The sequence below is a fragment of the Oceaniglobus roseus genome, from assembly GCF_002869745.1.
Taxonomy (GTDB): domain Bacteria; phylum Pseudomonadota; class Alphaproteobacteria; order Rhodobacterales; family Rhodobacteraceae; genus Oceaniglobus; species Oceaniglobus roseus.
In genome coordinates, this window is the sequence record NZ_PNOS01000001.1 from 321,792 (window position 1) to 341,649 (window position 19,858).

Here is a 19,858-nt window from a genome sequence, read left to right on the forward strand (position 1 = left end):
GCTGCTGCCCATGTCCCAGATCGATTCCCTCTTCGTCACCCGTCTCTACCGCGCGCCGCTCTCCGAGTTCGGCAAGCCCATCGACCCGGCCGAGCTGGAGGCGTCGTGCCTCTCCATCGCCGAGGACGACGAGGCGGGACAGGCCTGGTGCGACGAGAACGATTTCCCGGGCTACACCTCCTATGCCTCGCTGACCGACCTTCCCTGGCGGTTCTCGATCTTCAAGGACCTGGTCAAGGTGCTGGACAAGCACGTTGCGGCCTTCGTCAAGGATCTGGCTTTCGATCTCGGCGACAAGAAGGTCACGCTCGATTCGCTCTGGATCAACATCCTCCCCGAGGGCGGTATCCACACGGCCCACATCCACCCCCATTCGGTGATCAGCGGGACGACCTACGTGGCGATGCCGAAGGGCACCAGTGCGATCCGGTTCGAGGATCCTCGGCTGGCGATGATGATGGCCGCGCCGGGGCGCAAGAAGACCGCCGACCGGGCGCTGCAGCAGTTCGTCTATGTCGCGCCGGACGTTGGGGATGTGCTGCTCTGGGAATCCTGGCTGCGCCACGAGGTCCCGATGAACATGGCCGAGGACGACCGCATCAGCGTCAGCTTCAATTACGGCTGGGGCTGAGCCGCACCGGACGTCGGTGCGCGGCGGGCAGCGCAGCCTAGCCCGGGAACAGCTTCGCCATCTCCCGGTCGAACTGCGCCCAGGTCATCGACGCGGCATTGCCCGCATAGCCGTCGTAGTAGGATTTGCCGCTCGACAGGGGCAGCCCCGCCCAGATCTTCGCCAGGTTCTGCATGAAGTCGTGCCGCGCCAGGTCTCCGGCGCTGGCCGCGTGGAATCCGGCCTCCGCCAGCAGCTCGTCGGCCAGCCGGTCCTGCACCGCGGGCGTGAACAGGGTGTCGGCCGACAGATCGAGCCGACGCACCAGCCGCGCCAGGGTGGCGGGAATGAACTGGAACTTGCCGATGGCGTGGGGCTGGCCCGGCGTGTCCTCGATCCAGGCGAAGATCTCGCCCAGGGTCATCCGGGTCGGCGGCCTGTCCGGTTTGATACGGGCGCCGTACTGCACCGCGTCATAGCCGTGACGCCGCGATTCGGCCCAGCCGATCACCTCGCGGAGACGTTCCACACGGCTGCCGCGGAGGGGGCCCGAGCCGCGGGCTGGCAACTCCGCCTGCTCGGGCCGGAGGAGGGGCGCGAAGAAGCCGCCGGCCTCGCGATCGGCGAAGAGGCTCGCCACGCCGCGCCGCGCGGGGGCTTCCTTTCGGACCTCGATCAATGCGCGGGCCGGGGTGAAGAGGCCGTCCGCGCCAAGCAGGCTTACCGCTTCCGCCCGCGCCGCCCCGGCTCCGACCGCAAGGAAGATCCCGAGCAATATCGCGAGGGTCCGCATCCCGTTCTCGTTCCGTTTCGCCGTCATGGGGGCGGTTATCGCCGGCATTTCCTTGCCAAACCGTTAGCGTGCCCCCGTCAACAACGGCGAATCCCCGGTTATTTGCCGCGAAGACCCCCATGGGGCTTGCGTCCGGGTCCTTCGGGCGTTATGCGGGCGCCTCATCATGACCTCCACCGGAATCAGGGTGACCCGGCACGATCTGCACAGGGGCCCTCCAGTGATGTTGAAAGGAGACGGCGATGGACGCCGCTGAACTGCGCGACAAGACCCCGGACGAGCTGAAGGACCAGCTCGCCAGCCTGAAGAAGGAGGCGTTCAACCTCCGCTTCCAGCAGGCCACCAGCCAGCTCGAGAATACCGCCCGCATGCGCGTCGTGCGCCGCAACGTGGCCCGAGTGATGACCGTTCTGAACCAGAAAGCCGCCGAAGCGGCCAAGTCGGAGGCCTGAGACCATGCCCAAGCGTATCCTCCAGGGCACCGTGACCAGCGATGCCAACCAGCAGACCGTCACCGTTTCGGTCGAGCGCCGCTTCACCCACCCGGTTCTGAAGAAGACGATCCGGAAGTCGAAGAAGTACCGGGCCCACGACCCCGAGAACACCTTCAAGACCGGCGATGTGGTCCGCATCCAGGAATGTGCGCCCGTGTCGAAGACAAAACGCTGGGAGGTCATCGCCGACCAGGCGTGACACCCCGGTTTGATCGAAACCATGGGGAGAAGGCTAACCAAGCCCCCCAAAGGTCAGGAGAAACCACATGATCCAGATGCAGACCAACCTGGATGTCGCTGACAACTCCGGCGCACGCCGGGTGCAGTGCATCAAGGTGCTCGGCGGTTCGCACCGCCGGTATGCTTCCGTGGGCGACATCATCGTCGTCTCGGTCAAGGAAGCCATTCCGCGCGGCCGCGTGAAGAAGGGCGACGTGCGCAAGGCCGTCGTCGTGCGCACCGCCAAGGAAGTCTTCCGCGAGGACGGCACCGCGATCCGCTTCGACCGGAACGCCGCCGTCATCCTCAACAACAACAACGAACCCGTCGGCACCCGCATCTTCGGGCCCGTGGTGCGCGAGCTGCGCGCCAAGGCCTTCATGAAGATCATCTCGCTGGCTCCGGAGGTTCTGTAACCATGGCCGCAAAACTTAAGAAGGGCGACACCGTCGTCGTGCTGACCGGCAAGGACAAGGGCAAGCAGGGTGAGATCACCCAGGTGATGCCGTCCAAGGGCAAGGCCGTGGTCGAGGGCGTGAACGTCGCCATCCGCCACACCAAGCAGTCCCAGACGTCGCAGGGCGGCCGCGTGCCCCAGGCGATGCCGATCGACCTGTCGAACCTCGCCATCGTCGATGCCAACGGCAAGGCCACCCGCGTCGGCTTCCGCATGGAAGACGGCAAGAAGGTGCGCTTCGCCAAGTCCACGGGAGACGCGATCTGATGCTCGACACCGCAAACTACACCCCGCGGCTGAAAACCTTCTACGCGGACAAGGTCCGCGCCGCCCTGAAGGAAGAATTCGGCTACAAGAACGAGATGCAGATCCCGAAGCTCGAGAAGATCGTGCTGAACATCGGCTGCGGCTCGGAGGCCGTCCGCGACTCCAAGAAGGCGAAGTCGGCTCAGGAAGACCTGACGACGATCGCCGGCCAGAAGGCCGTGACCACCAAGGCGAAGAAGTCGATCGCCGGTTTCCGCGTTCGCGAGGAGATGCCGCTCGGCGCCAAGGTGACGCTGCGCGGCGACCGGATGTACGAATTCCTCGACCGCCTGATCACGGTGGCGATGCCCCGCATCCGCGACTTCCGCGGCGTGAACGGCAAGAGCTTCGACGGCCGCGGCAACTATGCCATGGGCATCAAGGAGCACATCGTCTTCCCCGAGATCAACTTCGACAAGGTCGACGAGGTCTGGGGCCTGGACGTCATCATCTGCACGACCGCATCGACCGACGCGGAAGCCAAGGCGCTGTTGAAGCAGTTCAACATGCCGTTCAACAGCTGAGCCTGGGAGAGATATCATGGCAAAGAAAGCAATGATCGAACGCGAGAAGAAGCGTCAGCGCCTGGTCGAGCAGTATGCCGCCAAGCGCGCCGCGCTGAAGGAGATCGCGACCGACGAGAGCAAGCCGATGGAAGAGCGCTTCAAGGCGCGCCTGAAGCTTGCCGAACTGCCGCGCAACAGCTCGGCCACCCGTCTTCACAACCGCTGCCAGCTGACGGGGCGTCCCCACGCCTATTACCGCAAGCTCAAGGTCAGCCGCATCATGCTCCGGGAACTCGGCTCGTTCGGCCAGATTCCCGGTCTCGTGAAGTCCAGCTGGTAAGGAGGGTACAGATATGAACGATCCTCTCGGCGATATGCTGACCCGCATCCGCAACGCCCAGATGCGCGGCAAGTCCACCGTGACGACCCCCGCCTCGAAGCTGCGCGCCTGGGTGCTCGATGTCCTTCTCGACGAAGGCTACATCCGCGGCTACGAGAAAAGCTCCGACCGCAACGGCCATCCGACCATCGTGATCAGCCTCAAGTACTACGAGGGCACGCCGGTCATCCACGAGATCAAGCGCGTCTCGACCCCGGGCCGCCGCGTCTACATGGCATCGAAGGACCTGCCGTCCGTCCGCCAGGGCCTCGGCGTCTCCATCGTCTCCACGCCCCGCGGCGTGATGTCGGACGCGAACGCACGTCACGCCAATGTCGGCGGCGAAGTGCTCTGCACCGTATTCTGAGGAGGGAAGAATGTCTCGTATCGGCAAGAAACCCGTCCCGATCCCGTCCGGCGTCACCGCGACGCTGTCGGGCCAGAAGATCGAGGTGAAGGGGCCGAAGGGCACCCGTCACTTCCAGGCCACCGACGACGTCACGATGAAGGTCGAGGACGGCGCCGTCACCGTGACCCCGCGCGGCACGTCCAAGCGGGCCCGCCAGCAGTGGGGCATGACCCGCTCGATGGTGGAGAACCTGGTGACCGGCGTCTCCACCGGCTTCAAGCGCGAGCTCGAGATCCAAGGCGTCGGCTATCGTGCCGCGCTTCAGGGCAAGGTCCTGAAACTGAACCTCGGCTACTCGCATGACGTCGACTTCGAGGTGCCGGAGGGCGTGACCGTCACGGTCCCGAAGCCCACCGAGATCACGCTGGAAGGCATCGACGAGCAGCAGCTCGGCCAGGTCGCGGCGAACATCCGCGCGTGGCGGCGTCCCGAGCCCTACAAGGGCAAGGGCATCCGCTACAAGGGCGAGTTCATCTTCCGCAAGGAAGGCAAGAAGAAGTAAGGACGCAACAGATGGCAAACAGCAAAAGAGACCTGTTCCTGAAACGCCGCCTGCGCGTCCGGAACAAGCTGCGCAAGATGAACGCCGGGCGCCTGCGCCTGTCCGTGCATCGCTCCAGCAAGAACATCAGCGTGCAGCTGATCGACGACGTGAAGGGCGTGACGATCGCCTCGGCCTCCTCGCTCGAGAAGGACCTGGGCATCGTCGGCAAGAACAACGTCGAGGCGGCGGCGAAGGTCGGTTCGGCCATTGCCGAGCGCGCGAAGAAGGCGGGCGTGGAAGAAGTGTATTTCGACCGCGGCGGCTTCCTGTTCCACGGCAAGGTGAAGGCCCTGGCCGACGCCGCCCGCGAGGGTGGCCTGAAGTTCTGATCGCGGCGGCGGGCCCAAGCCCGCCCCTCTCACTCGAAAACGTAGGATGGGTGATATCACCCATCCTACCCCCGACATGCAGGCCGCAGCGCCTCGATGATCCGGGAACCGCTGGTTCACCTGGATTGACACCATCGCCCGGACGGGCACGAGAAGGAGCCATCCCATGGCAAGAGACGACAATCGCGGAGGCGGCCGCCGCGGCCAACGCGACGAAACCCCGGAATTCGCCGACCGCCTGGTGGCGATCAACCGCGTGTCCAAGACCGTCAAGGGCGGCAAGCGCTTCGGCTTCGCCGCGCTCGTGGTCGTCGGCGACCAGCGCGGCCGCGTCGGCTTCGGCAAGGGCAAGGCCAAGGAAGTCCCCGAGGCGATCCGCAAGGCCACCGAACAGGCGAAGCGGCAGATGATCCGCGTGCCGCTGCGCGACGGCCGCACGCTGCACCACGACACCGCCGGGCGCCACGGCGCCGGCCGCGTCTACATGCGCACCGCGCCGCAAGGTACCGGTATCATCGCCGGCGGCCCGATGCGCGCCGTGTTCGAGATGCTGGGCGTTCAGGACGTGGTGGCCAAGTCCATCGGCTCGTCCAACCCCTACAACATGATCCGCGCCACCATCCAGGGCCTGGCCGGCGAGGCGTCGCCGCGCTCGGTCGCGCAGCGCCGCGGCAAGAAGGTGGCCGACATCCTGCCGAAACGGGAAGACAGCAACCAGTCGTCCGACATCGTCGCCGAGGAGGCCTGATCCATGCCCAAGACCATCGTCGTCAAGCAGATCGGCTCGCCGATCCGCCGCCCCGAGATCCAGCGCAAGACGCTGATCGGCCTCGGGCTGAACAAGATGCACCGCACCCGCGAACTCGAGGATACGCCCTCGGTCCGCGGCATGGTGAACAGCATTCCCCACCTCGTCGAGATCATCGAAGAGCGCGGGTAGGACCGGCAGCCGCAAGGCTGGGGTTCGAAGACAGGGCGCCTCCCGGATCTCCGGGGGGCGCCTTTTGCGTTGCACCGTCCTTCGCCCCTCCAAAGGTCGATATCGCCTTTTGCGGCATTTTGTCGTCCCCTTCGTAGGCGTGCCAACGAGCGCGCGCCAACCGGAGGAGAGATCATGTCCAGCCCTTACGAAGGCGGTTGCGATCATGTGCACGTCAAGGCGACGTCCGAGCCGATCGACAACCACGTCTGCCACTGCAACGTCTGCAAGGCGGTGACGGGCCAGCAGACCACCCACGTCGCCTTCTTCAAGCACGGCGACCTGAAGGCCGACCATCCCGAGCTGATGAAGCGCCAGCCGTTCAACGCCAACAACCCCGGCGGTCCGCTGGAGCTGTGCACCTGCGCAGAATGCGGCGCGGCGCTGATGCTCGACGACAAGGAGGGGCGGATCCGCGTCGCGGTGCCGAACGTCATGGGCTATGACGACGCCAACTTCCCGGACGCGACCTACCACGCCTTCTACGACGACACGAAGGGCTATCCGAAGCCCGACGACGGGCGCCCCGTCTACGACTCGCTGCGCCCGGACTTCACCTGGCCGTCGCCCTCCTGAGGCAGACGGATCCCGGCGGCAGGACGGACCCTTGCGTCCGTCCTGACCCCGGTCCGCGCCCTTGATCCCGTGCGGCGCAGGGTCTATACGCCCCCGGTGGCCGAGAGGGCCGCGATTCACATCACGCCGTGGCCATGCCGCTCCCGTCGCTGGGGGCATGTGTCCGGCAACAGGAGCAAGCGACATGAAACTGCACGAACTTCACGACAATCCCGGCGCCGCCCCCAAGCGCAAGCGCATCGGCCGCGGTCCCGGCTCGGGCATGGGCAAGACCGGCGGACGCGGCATCAAGGGCCAGAAGTCCCGCTCGGGCGTGGCGATCAAGGGATACGAAGGCGGCCAGATGCCGCTGTACCAGCGCCTGCCGAAGCGCGGCTTCAACAAGCCGAACCGCAAGTCCTTCGCCGTCGTCAACCTGGGCCTGATCCAGAAGTTCATCGACGCGGGCAAGCTCGGCACCGAGATCAACGAGACCGAGCTGGTGGACAGCGGCCTCGTCCGCCGCAAGCTGGACGGCATCCGCGTGCTGGCCAAGGGCGAAGTCACCTCGGCGATCACGCTGACGGTCTCCGGCGCCTCCAAGTCGGCCATCGACGCGGTCGAGAAGGCGGGCGGCAGCCTGACCGTCACGAAGCCCGCGAACGCGGTCGCCGCCGAGTGACGCGTGGCGGCGGCGCGCCGCATTAAGAGGTTGTGAGCGGCCCGCGCGCCGCTTACATCACTCCCAGGTTTTCCAGCGCCGCGTGATCCGGAAAACGGAGCCACGCGGCGTTTGCATGAAAGAGACACCAATGGCATCAGCAGCCGAACAGATGGCCGCGAACATGAGCTGGGGCGCCTTCGGCAAGGCGACCGAGCTCAGGGCCCGCATCCTCTTCACCATCGGGCTCCTCATCGTCTACCGCCTCGGCACCTACATCCCGGTCCCCGGCATCGACGGCAACGAGCTGCGCCAGTTCATGGAGCAGGCGTCGACGGGTCTGGGCGGGATCCTGAACATGTTCACCGGCGGCGCGATCTCCCGCATGGGGATCTTCGCGCTCGGGATCATGCCCTACATCTCGGCCTCGATCATCGTGCAGCTGATGACGGCCATGGTTCCCCAGCTCGAGCAGCTCAAGAAAGAGGGCGAGCAGGGGCGCAAGAAGATCAACCAGTACACCCGCTACGGCACCGTTTTCCTGGCCACCTTCCAGGCCTTCGGGCTGGCGAAGAGCCTCGAGGCCGGCGGGCTGGTGACGAACCCGGGCATCTACTTCCAGGCGGCCTGCGTCATCACGCTGGTCGGCGGCACCATGTTCCTCATGTGGCTGGGCGAGCAGATCACCAACCGCGGCATCGGCAACGGCATCTCGCTGATCATCTTCGTCGGCATCATCGCGGAGGTGCCACGCGCGCTGGCCCAGTTCTTTGCCTCCGGCCGCTCGGGCGCGATCAGCCCCTTCGTGATCGTCGGCGTCATCATCATGGTGATCGCGGTGATCGCCTTCGTCGTCTTCATGGAACGCGCGCTCAGGAAGATCCACATCCAGTATCCCCGCCGCCAGGTGGGCATGAAGGTCTATGACGGCGGCTCGTCGCACCTGCCGGTCAAGGTCAACCCGGCGGGCGTGATCCCGGCGATCTTCGCCTCCTCTCTGCTGCTGCTGCCGACGACGCTCGCCACCTTCTCCGGCTCCCAGACCGGCCCGGTGATGTCGACGCTGCTGGCCTATTTCGGCCCGGGCCAGCCGCTCTACTTCGCGTTCTTCACCGCGATGATCGTGTTCTTCACCTATTTCTACACCGCCAACGTCGCCTTCAAGTCCGAGGACGTGGCCGAGAACCTGCAGAACCAGAACGGCTTCATCCCCGGCATCCGCCCCGGCAAGAAGACCGAGGAATACCTCGACTATGTCGTGTCCCGCCTGCTCGTGCTCGGCTCCGCCTATCTCGCCGCGGTCTGCCTGCTGCCCGAGGTGCTGCGCTCTCAACTGGCGGTGCCGTTCTACTTCGGCGGAACGTCGGTGCTGATCGTTGTCAGCGTCACGATGGACACGATACAACAGGTGCAGTCCCACATGCTGGCCCACCAGTACGAGGGCCTGATCGAGAAATCGCAACTGCGCGGCAAACGGCGCGGCAAGAAAGGGACGGCGAGACGATGAACATCATACTCCTGGGGCCGCCGGGGGCGGGCAAGGGAACCCAGGCGCGCCGTCTCGTCGAAGAACGCGACATGATCCAGCTCTCGACCGGCGACATGCTGCGCGAGGCCCGCACCAGCGGCACCGAGATGGGCAAGCGCGTGGCGGCGGTGATGGATCGCGGCGACCTCGTCACCGACGAGATCGTCATCGGCCTGATCGAGGAAAAGCTGTCGGGCCCCCAGGGCGGCGGCTTCATCTTCGACGGCTTCCCCCGCACCCTCGCCCAGGCCGACGCCCTTGGCGAACTTCTGGACCGGCACGGCAGCACGCTCGACGCCGTGATCGAGATGCAGGTGGACGACGCCGCGCTCGTCGCCCGGATCACCGCCCGCTCGACCTGCGGCAACTGCGGCGAGGTCTACAACGACATCACCAGGCCGCAGCCCGCCGACGGCAAATGCGTCAAGTGCGGCGCCTCGGACTTCCGCCGCCGGGCCGACGACAACGAGGAATCGTTGAAGCAGAGGCTGATGGAATACTACAAGAAGACCTCGCCGCTGATCGGCTACTACTACGCCAAGGGCGACCTCGAACGGGTCGACGGACTGGGCGAGGTGGACGACGTCGCGGCGGCCATCGGCAAGGTTCTGGAGCAATAGGGCAGGGGGCCTTGACCCCCGCGCGAATCCCCCTTATCCCACGCCATCCCGAAAGGGAATCGTAACCCATGGGGTCGCACCCCGGAACGAAACACCGACATTCAGATTGCAGCCCGCTGGCGGTTCCGCCACGGGCTTGCGTTGTGAAAAAAGGTTCCGGCACTACGGAACCGCAACGAAAAGGAAGCTAAACGTGGCACGTATTGCCGGCGTGAACATCCCGACTGCAAAGCGGGTTCCCATCGCCCTTACCTACATCACCGGAATCGGCCCTTCGTCGGCCCGCTCCATCTGCGAGGCCGTCAACATCGACCTGACCCGCCGCGTGAACGAGCTGTCGGATGCCGAAGTTCTCGCGATCCGCGAGCACATCGACGCCAACTACACCGTCGAGGGCGACCTGCGCCGCGAGACGCAGATGAACATCAAGCGCCTGATGGACCTCGGCTGCTACCGCGGCCTGCGCCACCGTCGCAACCTCCCCGTGCGCGGCCAGCGGACCCACACCAATGCGCGCACGCGCAAGGGCCCCGCAAAAGCCATCGCCGGCAAGAAGAAATAAGAGGGACCTGACCAATGGCACGCGATCGTCGCATCAAGAAGAAGGTCTCCAAGAACATCGCCGCCGGCGTTGCTCATGTGAATTCCTCGTTCAACAACACCAAGATCCTGATCTCCGACGTTCAGGGCAACGCGATCTCCTGGTCCTCCGCGGGCACCTGCGGCTTCAAGGGCTCCCGGAAATCCACGCCCTACGCCGCGCAGATGGCCGCCGAGGATGCGGGCCGCAAGGCGCAGGAACACGGCGTGCGCACGCTGGAAGTCGAAGTGCAGGGTCCGGGCTCGGGCCGTGAATCGGCCCTCCGCGCCCTGGCCGCCGTCGGTTTCAACATCACGTCGATCCGCGACGTGACGCCGATGGCCCACAACGGCTGCCGTCCGCCGAAGCGCCGCCGGGTCTGACCGTCACACGAACAGCGCGCAGGCCGTGGTTCCCCGCGGCTTGCGCATTGTCATTTCCACCTCGGGTGTTCGCCGCCGGGGACATGGGCAGCGGACTTGAATTGAGGAGACACGCATGATCCACAAGAATTGGGCCGAACTGATCAAGCCGACGCAGCTTGAGGTCAAGCCCGGCAACGACCGGATGCGCCAGGCGACCGTCATCGCCGAACCGCTGGAGCGCGGCTTCGGCCTGACCCTCGGCAACGCCCTGCGCCGGATCTTGATGTCGTCGCTCCAGGGCGCCGCCATCACCTCCGTCCAGATCGACAACGTCCTGCACGAGTTCTCGTCTGTCGCCGGTGTCCGGGAAGATGTTACGGATATCGTCCTGAACCTCAAGGGGGTCGCGATCAAGATGGAAGTCGAGGGGCCGAAGCGCTTGTCGATCTCCGCCAAGGGTCCGCAGATCGTCACCGCCGGCGACATCTCCGAGAGCAACGGCATCGAGGTCCTGAACAAGGATCACGTGATCTGCCACCTCGACGATGGCGCCGACCTGTTCATGGAGCTGACCGTCAACACCGGCAAGGGCTATGTCTCGGCCGACCGCAACCGTCCCGAGGACGCGCCGATCGGCCTGATCCCGATCGACGCCATCTACTCGCCGGTGAAGAAGGTCAGCTACGACGTGCAGCCGACCCGCGAGGGCCAGGTGCTGGACTACGACAAGCTGACGCTGAAGCTGGAAACCGACGGTTCGGTCACGCCGGACGATGCCGTGGCCTATGCCGCGCGGATCCTGCAGGATCAGCTGTCGATCTTCGTCAACTTCGACGAACCGGAATCGGCCCGCTCGGATTCGGACGAGGACGGGCTGGAGTTCAACCCGCTCCTGCTGAAGAAGGTGGACGAGCTGGAGCTGTCGGTGCGCTCGGCCAACTGCCTGAAGAACGACAACATCGTCTACATCGGCGACCTGATCCAGAAGACCGAGGCCGAGATGCTGCGCACCCCGAACTTCGGCCGCAAGTCGCTGAACGAGATCAAGGAAGTGCTCTCGGGCATGGGCCTGCACCTCGGCATGGATGTCGAGGAATGGCCGCCGGAGAACATCGAGGACCTGGCCAAAAAGTTCGAAGACCAGTTCTGATCCCCACCGTAGGATGGGTGATATCACCCATCCTACCCCCGAAGGCCCGGGCAATCCCGCCCCAACAGAGCGGCAGACACGCATCTGACCGCCGTACAAAGCACAATCAGGAGACAATGAAATGCGTCACGCCCGCGGATACCGCCGCCTCAACCGTACTGCCGAGCACCGCAAGGCGCTCTTCGCCAACATGGCCGGCTCGCTGATCGAGCACGAGCAGATCAAGACGACCCTGCCCAAGGCGAAAGAGCTGAAGCGGATCATCGACAAGCTCATCACCCTCGGCAAGCGCGGCGACCTGCACGCCCGCCGCCAGGCCCGCGCCCAGCTGAAGCAGGACGCCCACGCCGCCAAGCTGTTCGACATCCTCGGCCCCCGCTATGCCGAGCGCCAGGGCGGCTACAGCCGCGTCCTGAAGGCGGGCTTCCGCTATGGCGACATGGCGCCCATGGCGATCATCGAGCTGGTCGACCGCGACCCCGACGCGAAGGGCGCCGCCGACAAGGCCCGCCTCGAAGCCGAGGAAGCCGCCGAGTAAGACCGGAACCCCCGCCGCACCGGCGGGGTTTTTCGTTTCCCGGATCCGTCCGATTTCGCGGACGGACGGAAGCGCGGCCCATCCGACCGGCCGCGCTTCACTCCCCGGCCCGGAGCCCCTAGATTGGGACATGGCCGATCTCTTCGACACCCCCTCCGAGACCCCTTCTGGCACGCCGCGCGAAAGCACCGCGCCGCGCCCCCTGGCCGACCGCCTGCGCCCCCGTGCGCTGGATCAGGTCATCGGGCAGGAGAAGGTGCTGGGCCCCGACGCGCCGCTGCGCATCATGCTGGCCTCGGGCACGCTCTCCTCGCTCGTCTTCTGGGGGCCGCCCGGTGTCGGCAAGACCACCATCGCCCGCCTTCTGGCGGACGAGACGGACCTGCATTTCGTCCAGATCAGCGCGATCTTCACCGGCGTGCCGGACCTCAGGAAGGTGTTCGAGGCGGCGAAGCTCCGGCGTGCGAACGGCAAGGGGACATTGCTGTTCGTCGACGAGATCCACCGCTTCAACAAGGCGCAGCAGGACGGCTTCCTGCCGCACATGGAGGATGGCACGATCGTCCTCGTCGGCGCCACCACGGAAAATCCGTCATTCGAGTTGAATGCCGCGCTTCTCTCCCGCGCGCAGGTGCTGGTGCTGGAGCGCCTGTCCATGGCCGACCTCGAACGCCTCGCCCAGCGGGCGGAATCCGAACTCGCCCGCCCGCTCCCGCTCGACGCGCCCGCCCGCGCCGCGTTGCTGGAGATGGCCGACGGCGACGGCCGGGCGCTGCTGAACCTGATCGAGCAGGTGGCGGCCTGGAAGACGGAGGGCAAGCTCGACACCGGGGCGCTCACCACCCGCCTGATGCGGCGCGCCGCGCAGTACGACAAGTCGGGCGATGCGCATTACAACCTGATCTCCGCCCTGCACAAATCCGTCCGCGGCTCGGACCCCGACGCCGCGCTCTACTGGCTCGCGCGGATGCTGGAGGGCGGCGAGGATCCCCGTTACCTCGCCCGCCGCATCCTCCGCATGGCGATCGAGGACATCGGACTTGCCGATCCGCAGGCGCAGACGATCTGCCTGCACGCCTGGGAGACCTACGAACGGCTCGGCTCGCCCGAGGGGGAACTGGCGCTTGGGCAGGCGGTCACCTACCTCGCCCTCGCGCCGAAATCGAACGCCGGCTATGCGGCCTACAAGGCCGCGCGGGCCGCGGCGAAGAAGACCGGCAGCGAACCGCCGCCGAAGCACATCCTGAACGCCCCGACCGCGCTGATGAAGGACCAGGGCTATGGCGCGGGCTACGCCTACGACCACGATGCCGAGGATGCCTTCTCGGGGCAGAACTACTTTCCCGACGGCATGAAGCGCGGCGTCTATTATGTCCCGGTCGAACGGGGCTTCGAGCGCGACCTGAAGAAGCGGCTCGGCTGGTTCGTGTCGCAGCGGGCCAAGCGCGGCGGTTGACATCGCCCGGCAACCGGAGGAAGCACCGGCCATGATCCCGACCCTTCTCCAGATCGCCCTCGGCGGCGGCACGGGCGCAGTGGCGCGCTATCTCGTCGGCCTCGGCGTGACCCGCATCGCCGGGCCCGGCATGCCGCTTGGCGTGATGACGGCCAACATCCTCGGCTCGTTCCTGATCGGCGCCTTCGTGGTCCTGGCCGCGCACAAGTCGCTGACCCACCTCTCGCCCCTGGTCGTCACCGGCTTCCTCGGCGGCTTCACCACCTTCTCGTCCTTCTCGCTCGAAACCGTGACGCTGATCGAACGGGGGCAGACCGGCACCGCCGCGCTTTACGTCCTGCTCTCGGTCGGCGCCTCGCTCGGGGCGCTGTTCCTCGGCCTTCTCGCCGCACGGGGGATCTTCGCATGAGCGGCGTCCAGATGCAGACCGTGGGCCCGGACGAGGGCGACCAGAGGCTCGACCGCTGGTTCCGCAAGCGCTTTCCCCAGGTCAGCCAGGTTCAGATCGAGAAGATGTGCCGCAAGGGCGAGATCCGCGTCGACGGCGGCCGGGTCAAGGCCAACAGCCGCGTCGAGGCGGGGCAGGAGGTGCGCATTCCGCCCCTCCCGGACGAGCGCGGCCCCGCGGTGGACCGCAGCGATACCCGCATCTCGAAGGACGACGCGCGGGTGATGCGCGCCGCGGTGCTGTACCAGGACGAGCACATCATCGCCCTGAACAAGCCCGCGGGCCTGCCTACCCAGGGCGGCAGCAAGCAGCACCGCCATGTCGACGGCCTGTCCGCCGCGCTCCAGGGCGATAACGAGGAGAAGCCGCGCCTCGTCCACCGGCTGGACAAGGACACCTCGGGCGTCCTGCTGCTGGCGCGCACCCGCCTTGCCGCCAAGGGCCTGACCGAGACGCTGCGCCACAGGGGCACGCGCAAGATCTACTGGGCCGCCGTCGCCGGCGTGCCCAGCCCCCGCATGGGCACCGTCAAGTTCGGGCTGGTCAAGGCGCCGGGCCACGGCGCGAAGGGGGAGGGCGAGAAGATGCTCTGCATCCACCCCGCCGAGGTCGACCGCACCGAGGGCGCCAAGCGCGCCGTCACCAACTATGCCGTGCTCTCGGCCCTCGGGCAGCGCACCGCCTGGGTCGCGCTGGTGCCGATCACCGGGCGCACCCACCAGCTGCGCGCCCACATGGCCGAGATGGGCCACCCCATCGTCGGAGACGGCAAGTACGGCGGGTCGGGGCAGGAGAACCTGGGCGACGGCTGGGGCGCGCAACTGGGCGGCGACATCTCGCGGAAGCTGCACCTGCACGCCCGCTCGCTGACCTTCAGGCATCCGGCGACCGACGCCATGATGACCGTAACCGCGCCGCTGCCCGAGCACATGCAGCGCACCTGGGAACAGCTGGAGTGGAACGCCGCCGAGGTGCCCGCCGACCCCTTCGAGGACGAGTTCTGATGGCCGAATGGACTGCAAAGCGCTTCTGGACGGATGTCACGGTCGAGGACGCCGGGACGGGCTGGACGATCCGCCTCGATGGCCGCCCGGTGAAGACGCCGCTGAAGGCCGAGGTCGTCGTGCCGACCCGCCCCCTGGCCGAGGCGATGGCCGATGAATGGCGGGCGCAGGGCGAACGGATCGACCCGCTGTCGATGCCCGTCACCCGCAGCGCGAATGCCGCGCTCGACAAGGTCGCGCCGCAGCGCGCCGCGGTCGAGGAGATGATCGCGGCCTATGCCGGCTCGGACCTGCTGTGCTACCGCGCCGCGACGCCGCTGGCCCTGGCCGAACGGCAGGCGCGGCACTGGACGCCGCTGCTCGACTGGGCGGCCGAGCGGCACGGCGCGCCGCTCGCCATCACCGAGGGCGTGATGCCCGTGGCGCAGCCCGCCGAAAGCCTTGCCGCGCTGGCCCGCGCCATGGAGCCGATGTCGGCGTTCCAGATCGCCGCCTTCCACGATCTCGTCGGCCTCTCCGGCTCCTACGTCCTTGGCCTCGCCGTCGCGGAACGTCACCTGAGCGGAGAGAACGCCTGGAGCCTGTCGCGTCTGGACGAGGACTGGCAGGCGGAACAGTGGGGGCGCGATGAGGAGGCGGAGGAGGCGGCGGCGATCAAGCGCACCGCCTTCCTGCACGCCGAATCGTTCTATCACGGTGCCACGCGGGATTGATCCGGAGGCAGACCGCCTGTTTCGAAGGCGGTTTCCCTGGGTCAGCTGCCTGCATTTTCATCCGCTTCCGTGATCGCTTGCTTGACGTCCCGCGATGAATGGCGCCAAACTTGCCATCGCACGGGGCCGATCCCCTTAATGCAAACCAACACGGCCCGCAGGGGCCGGAAACTGTCCATGGAACGGCAGTCCAATCAGGAAGAGGTAAATATGAAGAGAACGGTATTTCTCGGCGCGCTGGCTCTGAGCGGCCTTGTGGCCGGAGCGGCCGCAGCGGCCACGCTGGACGACGTGAAGGCCCGCGGCAAGGTCAACTGCGGCGTGACCACCGGCCTCGTCGGCTTCGCCGCGCCCGATGCGAACGGCAAGTGGGAAGGCTTCGACGTCGCCATCTGCCGCGCCGTCGCCGCCGCCATCTTCGGCGACCAGGAGAAGGTCGAATTCGTGCCGACCACCGGGCAGACCCGCTTCACCGCGCTGGCCTCGGGCGAGGTCGACCTGCTGGCCCGCAACACGACCAACACCTTCTCACGCGATGTCGACCTGAAGTTCGAGTTCATGCCGACCAACTACTATGACGGCCAGGGCTTCATGATCCCGAAGGCGCTTGGCGTGACCTCGGCCAAGGATCTGGACGGCGCGACCGTCTGCATCCAGACCGGCACCACGACCGAGCTGAACCTCGCGGACTTCTTCCGCGCCAACAACATCAGCTACGAGCCGGTGCCGATCGAGACCAACGCTGAAGCCCAGCAGCAGTACCTGGCCGGCGCCTGTGACGTCTACACCACCGACGCCTCGGGCCTCGCCGCGACCCGCGCCACCTTCGAGAACCCCGGCGACCACGTGATCCTGCCCGAGATCATCTCGAAAGAGCCGCTGGCCCCGCTGGTCCGTCACGGCGACAACGACTGGGGCGATCTGGTCCGCTGGACCGTCTATGCCCTGATCGCCGCCGAGGAATACGGCGTGACCTCCGAGAACGTGAAGGAAATGGCGGCCTCCGCCGGCTCGAACCCCGAGATCAACCGCCTGCTCGGCACCGAGGGCGACCTCGGCGCGATGCTGGGCCTCGGCAAGGACTGGGCCGTGAACGCCATCGCCGCCAACGGCAACTACGGCGAGATCTTCGAGGCCAACATCGGCGAGTCGACCCCGATCGGCCTGGCCCGCGGCCTGAACGCCCAGTGGACCGACGGCGGCCTGATGTACAGCCCGCCGTTCCGGTAAGATCCGAGGGGAAGGGCGCGACACCTCGCGCCCTTTCCGCTTTTACGGCCAAGATCAAAGATTTCCCACCGGGCAAGAGGGCGACAGGCCCCGCAGAGCCGGACAAGCGGGAAACAGGGGAGCGTCCACATGTCATCCGCCACCGATGCCCCACGGGCATCCTTCCGTCTCAGCCAGCTGATATACGACACCCGCTACCGCTCGATCACGATCCAGGTCATCGCCCTGATCCTGCTGATCGCGGCCTTCTGGTGGCTGATCAACAACACGGTCCAGAACCTTGCCATGCTGGGCAAGGACTTCGACTTCAGCTTCCTCGGCGCGCGTGCGGGCTATGACATCAACCAGATGCTCATTCCCTACGACAACTCCATGACCCACGGCCGGGCCGCGCTGGTCGGGATCCTGAACACCCTTCTCGTCGCCTTCATGGGCTGCGTCACCGCCACCGTCATCGGCGTCTTCGTCGGTGTGCTGCGGCTGTCCAAGAACTGGGTCGTCTCGCGCCTGATGGCGGTCTATGTCGAGGGCTTCCGCAACGTGCCGCTGCTGCTGTGGATCGTCCTGATCTTCGCGCTGATGACCGAATCCACGCCCCAGCCCCGCGACTTCCGCGAGGGCGGCAGCGCCTCGCTCCTGTTCGGCGACTCGGTTGCGATCACCAACCGCGGCGTGTTCATCCCGATGCCCACCTGGGGCGACGGCGCGGCGATCCTCGGCATCGTGCTGGTGGTGTCGCTGATCGCCGCCTTCCTCTATCGCCGCTACGCGAAGAAGGTGCTGTTCGACACCGGCCGCCTGCTGCCGATGACCTGGCCGGCCCTGGCCATCGCCATCGTGCCCACCGTGCTTGTCTACCTCGCCTTCTCCTTCACCACCGGCGGCGTCCGGATGCAGCTGATGGGCGCCGAGGCGACCGAGGGCCAGAGCGTCGCCGCCTATGCCGAGGCGAACGGCCCCCTCTCGGTCTGCATGCCCGAGGGCACGATCAAGCTGAACATGCAGCGCATGCTGCGCGCCAACGACATCCGCTATACCGAGAAGGACTTCGCCACCGAAGAGGGCGCCGTCCAGGCCTTCCGCAACGGCGCGTGCAACCTCGTCTCGGTCCCCGCCGCCTCGGTCGCCGCCTTCACCGAGGGCACCGACCTCGCCGTGGCGCCGCTGGCCGAAACCTCGCCCCGCGGCAAGCCGCTGGAGTTCGAGAAGCCGGTGCTCGGCGGCTTCAACTTCGAGGGCGGCGTGCAGGTGAGGAACTCGCTGATCGCGCTGTGGCTGGCCCTGTCGCTCTATACCGGCGCCTTCATCGCCGAGATCGTGCGCGCAGGCATCCTGTCGGTCTCCAAGGGACAGTCGGAAGCCGCCTTCGCCCTGGGCCTGCGGCCCAACCGCACGATGAACCTGATCATCCTGCCCCAGGCGCTGAGGGTCATCATCCCGCCGCTCATCTCGCAGTTCCTGAACCTCACCAAGAACTCGTCGCTCGCCATCGCCGTCGGCTACATGGACGTGCGCGCCACCCTGGGCGGCATCACCATCAACCAGACGGGACGCGAGCTGGAGGGGATGCTGCTTCTGGGCATGTTCTACCTGACGCTCAGCCTCGTCATCTCGGGCGCCATGAACGTCTACAACAGCTCCACCAGACTGAAGGAGCGCTGAGCCATGAGCGACACCCACGCCCAGACCGCAGCCTATGTCCGCGAGTCGATGATCGGCCAGTCGGCCCCGCCCACGGGCCAGTCCGGCGCGATCAGGTGGATGCGGGAGAACCTGTTCTCCGGCGTCACCAACACGATCCTGACCCTGGTCTCGATCTACGTGATCTGGGTCATCGTCAGCCACCTGTTCCCGTGGTTCGCCAACTCGATCTGGCGGGCCGACAGCCTGACCCAGTGCCGCGAGATCCGCGACGCCACGGTGGGCGCCGACGCTCCCGCGGCCTGCTTCGCCGTCATCGTCGACCGCTGGCAGCAGCTGGTCTTCGGCTTCTACCCGCAGGACAAGTACTGGCGCCCGGTGCTGGCGCTGGTGGTCTTCCTTGCCGCCATCGCGCCGATCCTGTTCCAGTCGCTGCCGCGCAAGGCGCTGTGGTTCTCGGCCGCCGCACCCTTCCTCCTGTTCTTCCTGCTCTGGGGCGGTTCGGTCTGGCTGCCGGTCTGCGTGGCCCTCGGCTTCGTCATCGGCGCAGTGGCCTACCGCCTGCTCGTTGCATCGGCTGGCACCCTGACGGCGACCCTCGCCGCCATCGTCCTGCCGCTTCTCTACTGGCTGTTCCTCGCCGGTCCGCTCGACGCCGCGCTGACGGCCGTGGCGCCCGTCGGCCTGGAATACGTCCAGTCGAAGGATTTCGGCGGCTTCACCCTGTCCTTCATCATCGGTGTCGCGGGCATCGCGCTGTCGCTGCCGCTCGGCATCCTGCTGGCCCTCGGGCGGCAGTCGCACCTGTTCATCATCAAGATGATCTCGGTCGGCTTCATCGAGGTCATCCGCGGCGTGCCGCTGATCGTCTGGCTCTTCACCGCCTCGCTGCTCCTGAACTACTTCCTGCCGCCGGGCACCAACTTCGACCTGATGCTGCGCGTCATCATCATGGTCACCCTGTTCTCGGCCGCCTACATCGCCGAGGTCGTGCGCGGCGGCCTCGCCGCCCTGCCGAAGGGCCAGTACGAGGGGGCCGACAGCCTGGGCCTCGACTACTGGCAGTCGATGCGGCTGGTGATCCTGCCGCAGGCGCTGAAGATCTCGATCCCGGGCATCGTCAACACCTTCATCGGCCTGTTCAAGGACACGACTCTGGTGGTGTTCATCGGCCTGCTCGATCCCATCGGCCTCACCAACGCGATCCGCGCCAGCACCGACTGGAACGGCGTCTATTGGGAGCTCTTCATCTTCGTCGGCCTGATGTTCTTCATCGCCTGCTTCAGCATGGGCCGCTATTCGCTTTTCCTGGAGAAGAAGCTCCAGCGTGAACACCGTTAAGGA

At 66.5% G+C, this 19,858-nt stretch carries 28 protein-coding genes; 27 read left to right on the forward strand and 1 reads right to left on the reverse strand.

Annotated elements, in window-relative coordinates:
• Positions 1-10: 10 nt before the first annotated feature.
• Entirely contained in the window at positions 11-631 is a 621-nt protein-coding gene (locus A7B20_RS01545; RefSeq protein ID WP_102106774.1) for a 2OG-Fe(II) oxygenase family protein, read from the forward strand.
• Positions 632-668: 37 nt separating this feature from the next.
• Here the strand turns inward: A7B20_RS01545 and A7B20_RS01550 are convergent, their stop codons facing one another.
• Positions 669-1,430: a lysozyme family protein gene (locus A7B20_RS01550; RefSeq protein WP_245866454.1), complete on the reverse strand. Its 762-nt coding sequence runs from the start codon at positions 1,428-1,430 to the stop codon at positions 669-671.
• Positions 1,431-1,645: 215 nt separating this feature from the next.
• Here A7B20_RS01550 and rpmC point away from each other — a divergent pair, with 215 nt between their 5' ends.
• The 26 genes from rpmC (at position 1,646) to A7B20_RS01680 (ending at position 19,855) form a co-directional block, all read left to right on the forward strand.
• Positions 1,646-1,855, forward strand: a complete 210-nt coding sequence (rpmC, locus tag A7B20_RS01555; RefSeq protein ID WP_102106775.1) for a 50S ribosomal protein L29 — start codon at positions 1,646-1,648, stop codon at positions 1,853-1,855.
• A gap of 4 nt (positions 1,856-1,859) precedes the next feature.
• Entirely contained in the window at positions 1,860-2,096 is a 237-nt protein-coding gene (gene rpsQ / locus A7B20_RS01560; protein ID WP_102106776.1) for a 30S ribosomal protein S17, read from the forward strand.
• Between the two features lie 67 nt (positions 2,097-2,163).
• Positions 2,164-2,532 (forward strand): 50S ribosomal protein L14, encoded by a 369-nt coding sequence (gene rplN / locus A7B20_RS01565; protein WP_102106777.1) that lies wholly within the window; start codon positions 2,164-2,166, stop codon positions 2,530-2,532.
• Between the two features lie 2 nt (positions 2,533-2,534).
• A complete protein-coding gene (rplX, locus tag A7B20_RS01570) occupies positions 2,535-2,840 on the forward strand; it encodes a 50S ribosomal protein L24 (RefSeq protein ID WP_102106778.1) in 306 nt (101 codons plus the stop codon).
• Positions 2,840-3,403 (forward strand): 50S ribosomal protein L5, encoded by a 564-nt coding sequence (rplE, locus tag A7B20_RS01575; protein ID WP_102106779.1) that lies wholly within the window; start codon positions 2,840-2,842, stop codon positions 3,401-3,403. Before rplX ends, rplE begins: the two co-directional genes overlap by 1 nt.
• Before the next feature lie 16 nt (positions 3,404-3,419).
• The gene (gene rpsN, locus A7B20_RS01580) at positions 3,420-3,725 is read left to right on the forward strand and encodes a 30S ribosomal protein S14 (RefSeq protein ID WP_102106780.1); all 306 of its coding nucleotides are present in this window, start codon (positions 3,420-3,422) and stop codon (positions 3,723-3,725) included.
• A 13-nt stretch (positions 3,726-3,738) separates the two neighbouring features.
• Complete coding sequence (gene rpsH / locus A7B20_RS01585; protein ID WP_102106781.1) at positions 3,739-4,131, forward strand: 30S ribosomal protein S8; 393 nt, start codon at positions 3,739-3,741, stop codon at positions 4,129-4,131.
• 10 nt (positions 4,132-4,141) lie between these two features.
• Positions 4,142-4,675 carry a 50S ribosomal protein L6 gene (gene rplF, locus A7B20_RS01590; RefSeq protein ID WP_102106782.1) on the forward strand — a complete coding sequence of 178 codons (534 nt, stop codon included), beginning with the start codon at positions 4,142-4,144 and terminating at the stop codon, positions 4,673-4,675.
• Between the two features lie 11 nt (positions 4,676-4,686).
• On the forward strand, positions 4,687-5,046 hold the full coding sequence (gene rplR, locus A7B20_RS01595) for a 50S ribosomal protein L18 (protein WP_102106783.1): 360 nt from the start codon (positions 4,687-4,689) through the stop codon (positions 5,044-5,046).
• A 166-nt stretch (positions 5,047-5,212) separates the two neighbouring features.
• Positions 5,213-5,794: a 30S ribosomal protein S5 gene (gene rpsE / locus A7B20_RS01600; protein WP_102106784.1), complete on the forward strand. Its 582-nt coding sequence runs from the start codon at positions 5,213-5,215 to the stop codon at positions 5,792-5,794.
• Between the two features lie 3 nt (positions 5,795-5,797).
• Positions 5,798-5,986, forward strand: coding sequence for a 50S ribosomal protein L30 (gene rpmD / locus A7B20_RS01605; RefSeq protein ID WP_102106785.1), 189 nt, complete (start codon positions 5,798-5,800; stop codon positions 5,984-5,986).
• A 174-nt stretch (positions 5,987-6,160) separates the two neighbouring features.
• Positions 6,161-6,601 carry a GFA family protein gene (locus A7B20_RS01610; RefSeq protein ID WP_102106786.1) on the forward strand — a complete coding sequence of 147 codons (441 nt, stop codon included), beginning with the start codon at positions 6,161-6,163 and terminating at the stop codon, positions 6,599-6,601.
• A gap of 184 nt (positions 6,602-6,785) precedes the next feature.
• Positions 6,786-7,262 (forward strand): 50S ribosomal protein L15, encoded by a 477-nt coding sequence (gene rplO, locus A7B20_RS01615; RefSeq protein WP_102106787.1) that lies wholly within the window; start codon positions 6,786-6,788, stop codon positions 7,260-7,262.
• A gap of 130 nt (positions 7,263-7,392) precedes the next feature.
• On the forward strand, positions 7,393-8,748 hold the full coding sequence (gene secY / locus A7B20_RS01620; RefSeq protein WP_102106788.1) for a preprotein translocase subunit SecY: 1,356 nt from the start codon (positions 7,393-7,395) through the stop codon (positions 8,746-8,748).
• Positions 8,745-9,389, forward strand: a complete 645-nt coding sequence (locus A7B20_RS01625) for an adenylate kinase (RefSeq protein ID WP_102106789.1) — start codon at positions 8,745-8,747, stop codon at positions 9,387-9,389. Before secY ends, A7B20_RS01625 begins: the two co-directional genes overlap by 4 nt.
• A gap of 193 nt (positions 9,390-9,582) precedes the next feature.
• Positions 9,583-9,951 (forward strand): 30S ribosomal protein S13, encoded by a 369-nt coding sequence (gene rpsM / locus A7B20_RS01630; RefSeq protein ID WP_102106790.1) that lies wholly within the window; start codon positions 9,583-9,585, stop codon positions 9,949-9,951.
• 14 nt (positions 9,952-9,965) lie between these two features.
• A complete protein-coding gene (rpsK, locus tag A7B20_RS01635) occupies positions 9,966-10,352 on the forward strand; it encodes a 30S ribosomal protein S11 (RefSeq protein ID WP_102106791.1) in 387 nt (128 codons plus the stop codon).
• A 115-nt stretch (positions 10,353-10,467) separates the two neighbouring features.
• On the forward strand, positions 10,468-11,484 hold the full coding sequence (locus A7B20_RS01640) for a DNA-directed RNA polymerase subunit alpha (RefSeq protein WP_102106792.1): 1,017 nt from the start codon (positions 10,468-10,470) through the stop codon (positions 11,482-11,484).
• Between the two features lie 121 nt (positions 11,485-11,605).
• Positions 11,606-12,022, forward strand: coding sequence for a 50S ribosomal protein L17 (gene rplQ, locus A7B20_RS01645; protein ID WP_102106793.1), 417 nt, complete (start codon positions 11,606-11,608; stop codon positions 12,020-12,022).
• A 130-nt stretch (positions 12,023-12,152) separates the two neighbouring features.
• Positions 12,153-13,478: a replication-associated recombination protein A gene (locus A7B20_RS01650; RefSeq protein WP_102106794.1), complete on the forward strand. Its 1,326-nt coding sequence runs from the start codon at positions 12,153-12,155 to the stop codon at positions 13,476-13,478.
• 31 nt (positions 13,479-13,509) lie between these two features.
• The gene (gene crcB, locus A7B20_RS01655; RefSeq protein WP_102106795.1) at positions 13,510-13,887 is read left to right on the forward strand and encodes a fluoride efflux transporter CrcB; all 378 of its coding nucleotides are present in this window, start codon (positions 13,510-13,512) and stop codon (positions 13,885-13,887) included.
• Positions 13,884-14,930, forward strand: coding sequence for an RluA family pseudouridine synthase (locus tag A7B20_RS01660; RefSeq protein WP_102106796.1), 1,047 nt, complete (start codon positions 13,884-13,886; stop codon positions 14,928-14,930). Before crcB ends, A7B20_RS01660 begins: the two co-directional genes overlap by 4 nt.
• Complete coding sequence (locus A7B20_RS01665; protein ID WP_102106797.1) at positions 14,930-15,643, forward strand: ATP12 family chaperone protein; 714 nt, start codon at positions 14,930-14,932, stop codon at positions 15,641-15,643. Before A7B20_RS01660 ends, A7B20_RS01665 begins: the two co-directional genes overlap by 1 nt.
• 210 nt (positions 15,644-15,853) lie before the next feature.
• On the forward strand, positions 15,854-16,873 hold the full coding sequence (locus A7B20_RS01670; RefSeq protein WP_102106798.1) for an amino acid ABC transporter substrate-binding protein: 1,020 nt from the start codon (positions 15,854-15,856) through the stop codon (positions 16,871-16,873).
• Positions 16,874-17,002: 129 nt separating this feature from the next.
• On the forward strand, positions 17,003-18,535 hold the full coding sequence (locus tag A7B20_RS01675) for an ABC transporter permease subunit (RefSeq protein ID WP_102106799.1): 1,533 nt from the start codon (positions 17,003-17,005) through the stop codon (positions 18,533-18,535).
• Positions 18,536-18,538: 3 nt separating this feature from the next.
• Entirely contained in the window at positions 18,539-19,855 is a 1,317-nt protein-coding gene (locus A7B20_RS01680) for an ABC transporter permease subunit (RefSeq protein ID WP_102106800.1), read from the forward strand.
• Positions 19,856-19,858: the final 3 nt, after the last annotated feature.

Bases quoted from the DNA above. Each gene is read 5' to 3' on its own strand.
- A7B20_RS01545 (WP_102106774.1), top strand. From the start codon at position 11: ATGTCCCAGATCGATTCCCTCTTCGTCACCCGTCTCTACCGCGCGCCG.
- A7B20_RS01550 (WP_245866454.1), bottom strand. From the start codon at position 1,430: ATGACGGCGAAACGGAACGAGAACGGGATGCGGACCCTCGCGATATTG.
- rpmC (WP_102106775.1), top strand. From the start codon at position 1,646: ATGGACGCCGCTGAACTGCGCGACAAGACCCCGGACGAGCTGAAGGAC.
- rpsQ (WP_102106776.1), top strand. From the start codon at position 1,860: ATGCCCAAGCGTATCCTCCAGGGCACCGTGACCAGCGATGCCAACCAG.
- rplN (WP_102106777.1), top strand. From the start codon at position 2,164: ATGATCCAGATGCAGACCAACCTGGATGTCGCTGACAACTCCGGCGCA.
- rplX (WP_102106778.1), top strand. From the start codon at position 2,535: ATGGCCGCAAAACTTAAGAAGGGCGACACCGTCGTCGTGCTGACCGGC.
- rplE (WP_102106779.1), top strand. From the start codon at position 2,840: ATGCTCGACACCGCAAACTACACCCCGCGGCTGAAAACCTTCTACGCG.
- rpsN (WP_102106780.1), top strand. From the start codon at position 3,420: ATGGCAAAGAAAGCAATGATCGAACGCGAGAAGAAGCGTCAGCGCCTG.
- rpsH (WP_102106781.1), top strand. From the start codon at position 3,739: ATGAACGATCCTCTCGGCGATATGCTGACCCGCATCCGCAACGCCCAG.
- rplF (WP_102106782.1), top strand. From the start codon at position 4,142: ATGTCTCGTATCGGCAAGAAACCCGTCCCGATCCCGTCCGGCGTCACC.
- rplR (WP_102106783.1), top strand. From the start codon at position 4,687: ATGGCAAACAGCAAAAGAGACCTGTTCCTGAAACGCCGCCTGCGCGTC.
- rpsE (WP_102106784.1), top strand. From the start codon at position 5,213: ATGGCAAGAGACGACAATCGCGGAGGCGGCCGCCGCGGCCAACGCGAC.
- rpmD (WP_102106785.1), top strand. From the start codon at position 5,798: ATGCCCAAGACCATCGTCGTCAAGCAGATCGGCTCGCCGATCCGCCGC.
- A7B20_RS01610 (WP_102106786.1), top strand. From the start codon at position 6,161: ATGTCCAGCCCTTACGAAGGCGGTTGCGATCATGTGCACGTCAAGGCG.
- rplO (WP_102106787.1), top strand. From the start codon at position 6,786: ATGAAACTGCACGAACTTCACGACAATCCCGGCGCCGCCCCCAAGCGC.
- secY (WP_102106788.1), top strand. From the start codon at position 7,393: ATGGCATCAGCAGCCGAACAGATGGCCGCGAACATGAGCTGGGGCGCC.
- A7B20_RS01625 (WP_102106789.1), top strand. From the start codon at position 8,745: ATGAACATCATACTCCTGGGGCCGCCGGGGGCGGGCAAGGGAACCCAG.
- rpsK (WP_102106791.1), top strand. From the start codon at position 9,966: ATGGCACGCGATCGTCGCATCAAGAAGAAGGTCTCCAAGAACATCGCC.
- A7B20_RS01640 (WP_102106792.1), top strand. From the start codon at position 10,468: ATGATCCACAAGAATTGGGCCGAACTGATCAAGCCGACGCAGCTTGAG.
- rplQ (WP_102106793.1), top strand. From the start codon at position 11,606: ATGCGTCACGCCCGCGGATACCGCCGCCTCAACCGTACTGCCGAGCAC.
- A7B20_RS01650 (WP_102106794.1), top strand. From the start codon at position 12,153: ATGGCCGATCTCTTCGACACCCCCTCCGAGACCCCTTCTGGCACGCCG.
- crcB (WP_102106795.1), top strand. From the start codon at position 13,510: ATGATCCCGACCCTTCTCCAGATCGCCCTCGGCGGCGGCACGGGCGCA.
- A7B20_RS01660 (WP_102106796.1), top strand. From the start codon at position 13,884: ATGAGCGGCGTCCAGATGCAGACCGTGGGCCCGGACGAGGGCGACCAG.
- A7B20_RS01665 (WP_102106797.1), top strand. From the start codon at position 14,930: ATGGCCGAATGGACTGCAAAGCGCTTCTGGACGGATGTCACGGTCGAG.
- A7B20_RS01670 (WP_102106798.1), top strand. From the start codon at position 15,854: ATGAAGAGAACGGTATTTCTCGGCGCGCTGGCTCTGAGCGGCCTTGTG.
- A7B20_RS01675 (WP_102106799.1), top strand. From the start codon at position 17,003: ATGTCATCCGCCACCGATGCCCCACGGGCATCCTTCCGTCTCAGCCAG.
- A7B20_RS01680 (WP_102106800.1), top strand. From the start codon at position 18,539: ATGAGCGACACCCACGCCCAGACCGCAGCCTATGTCCGCGAGTCGATG.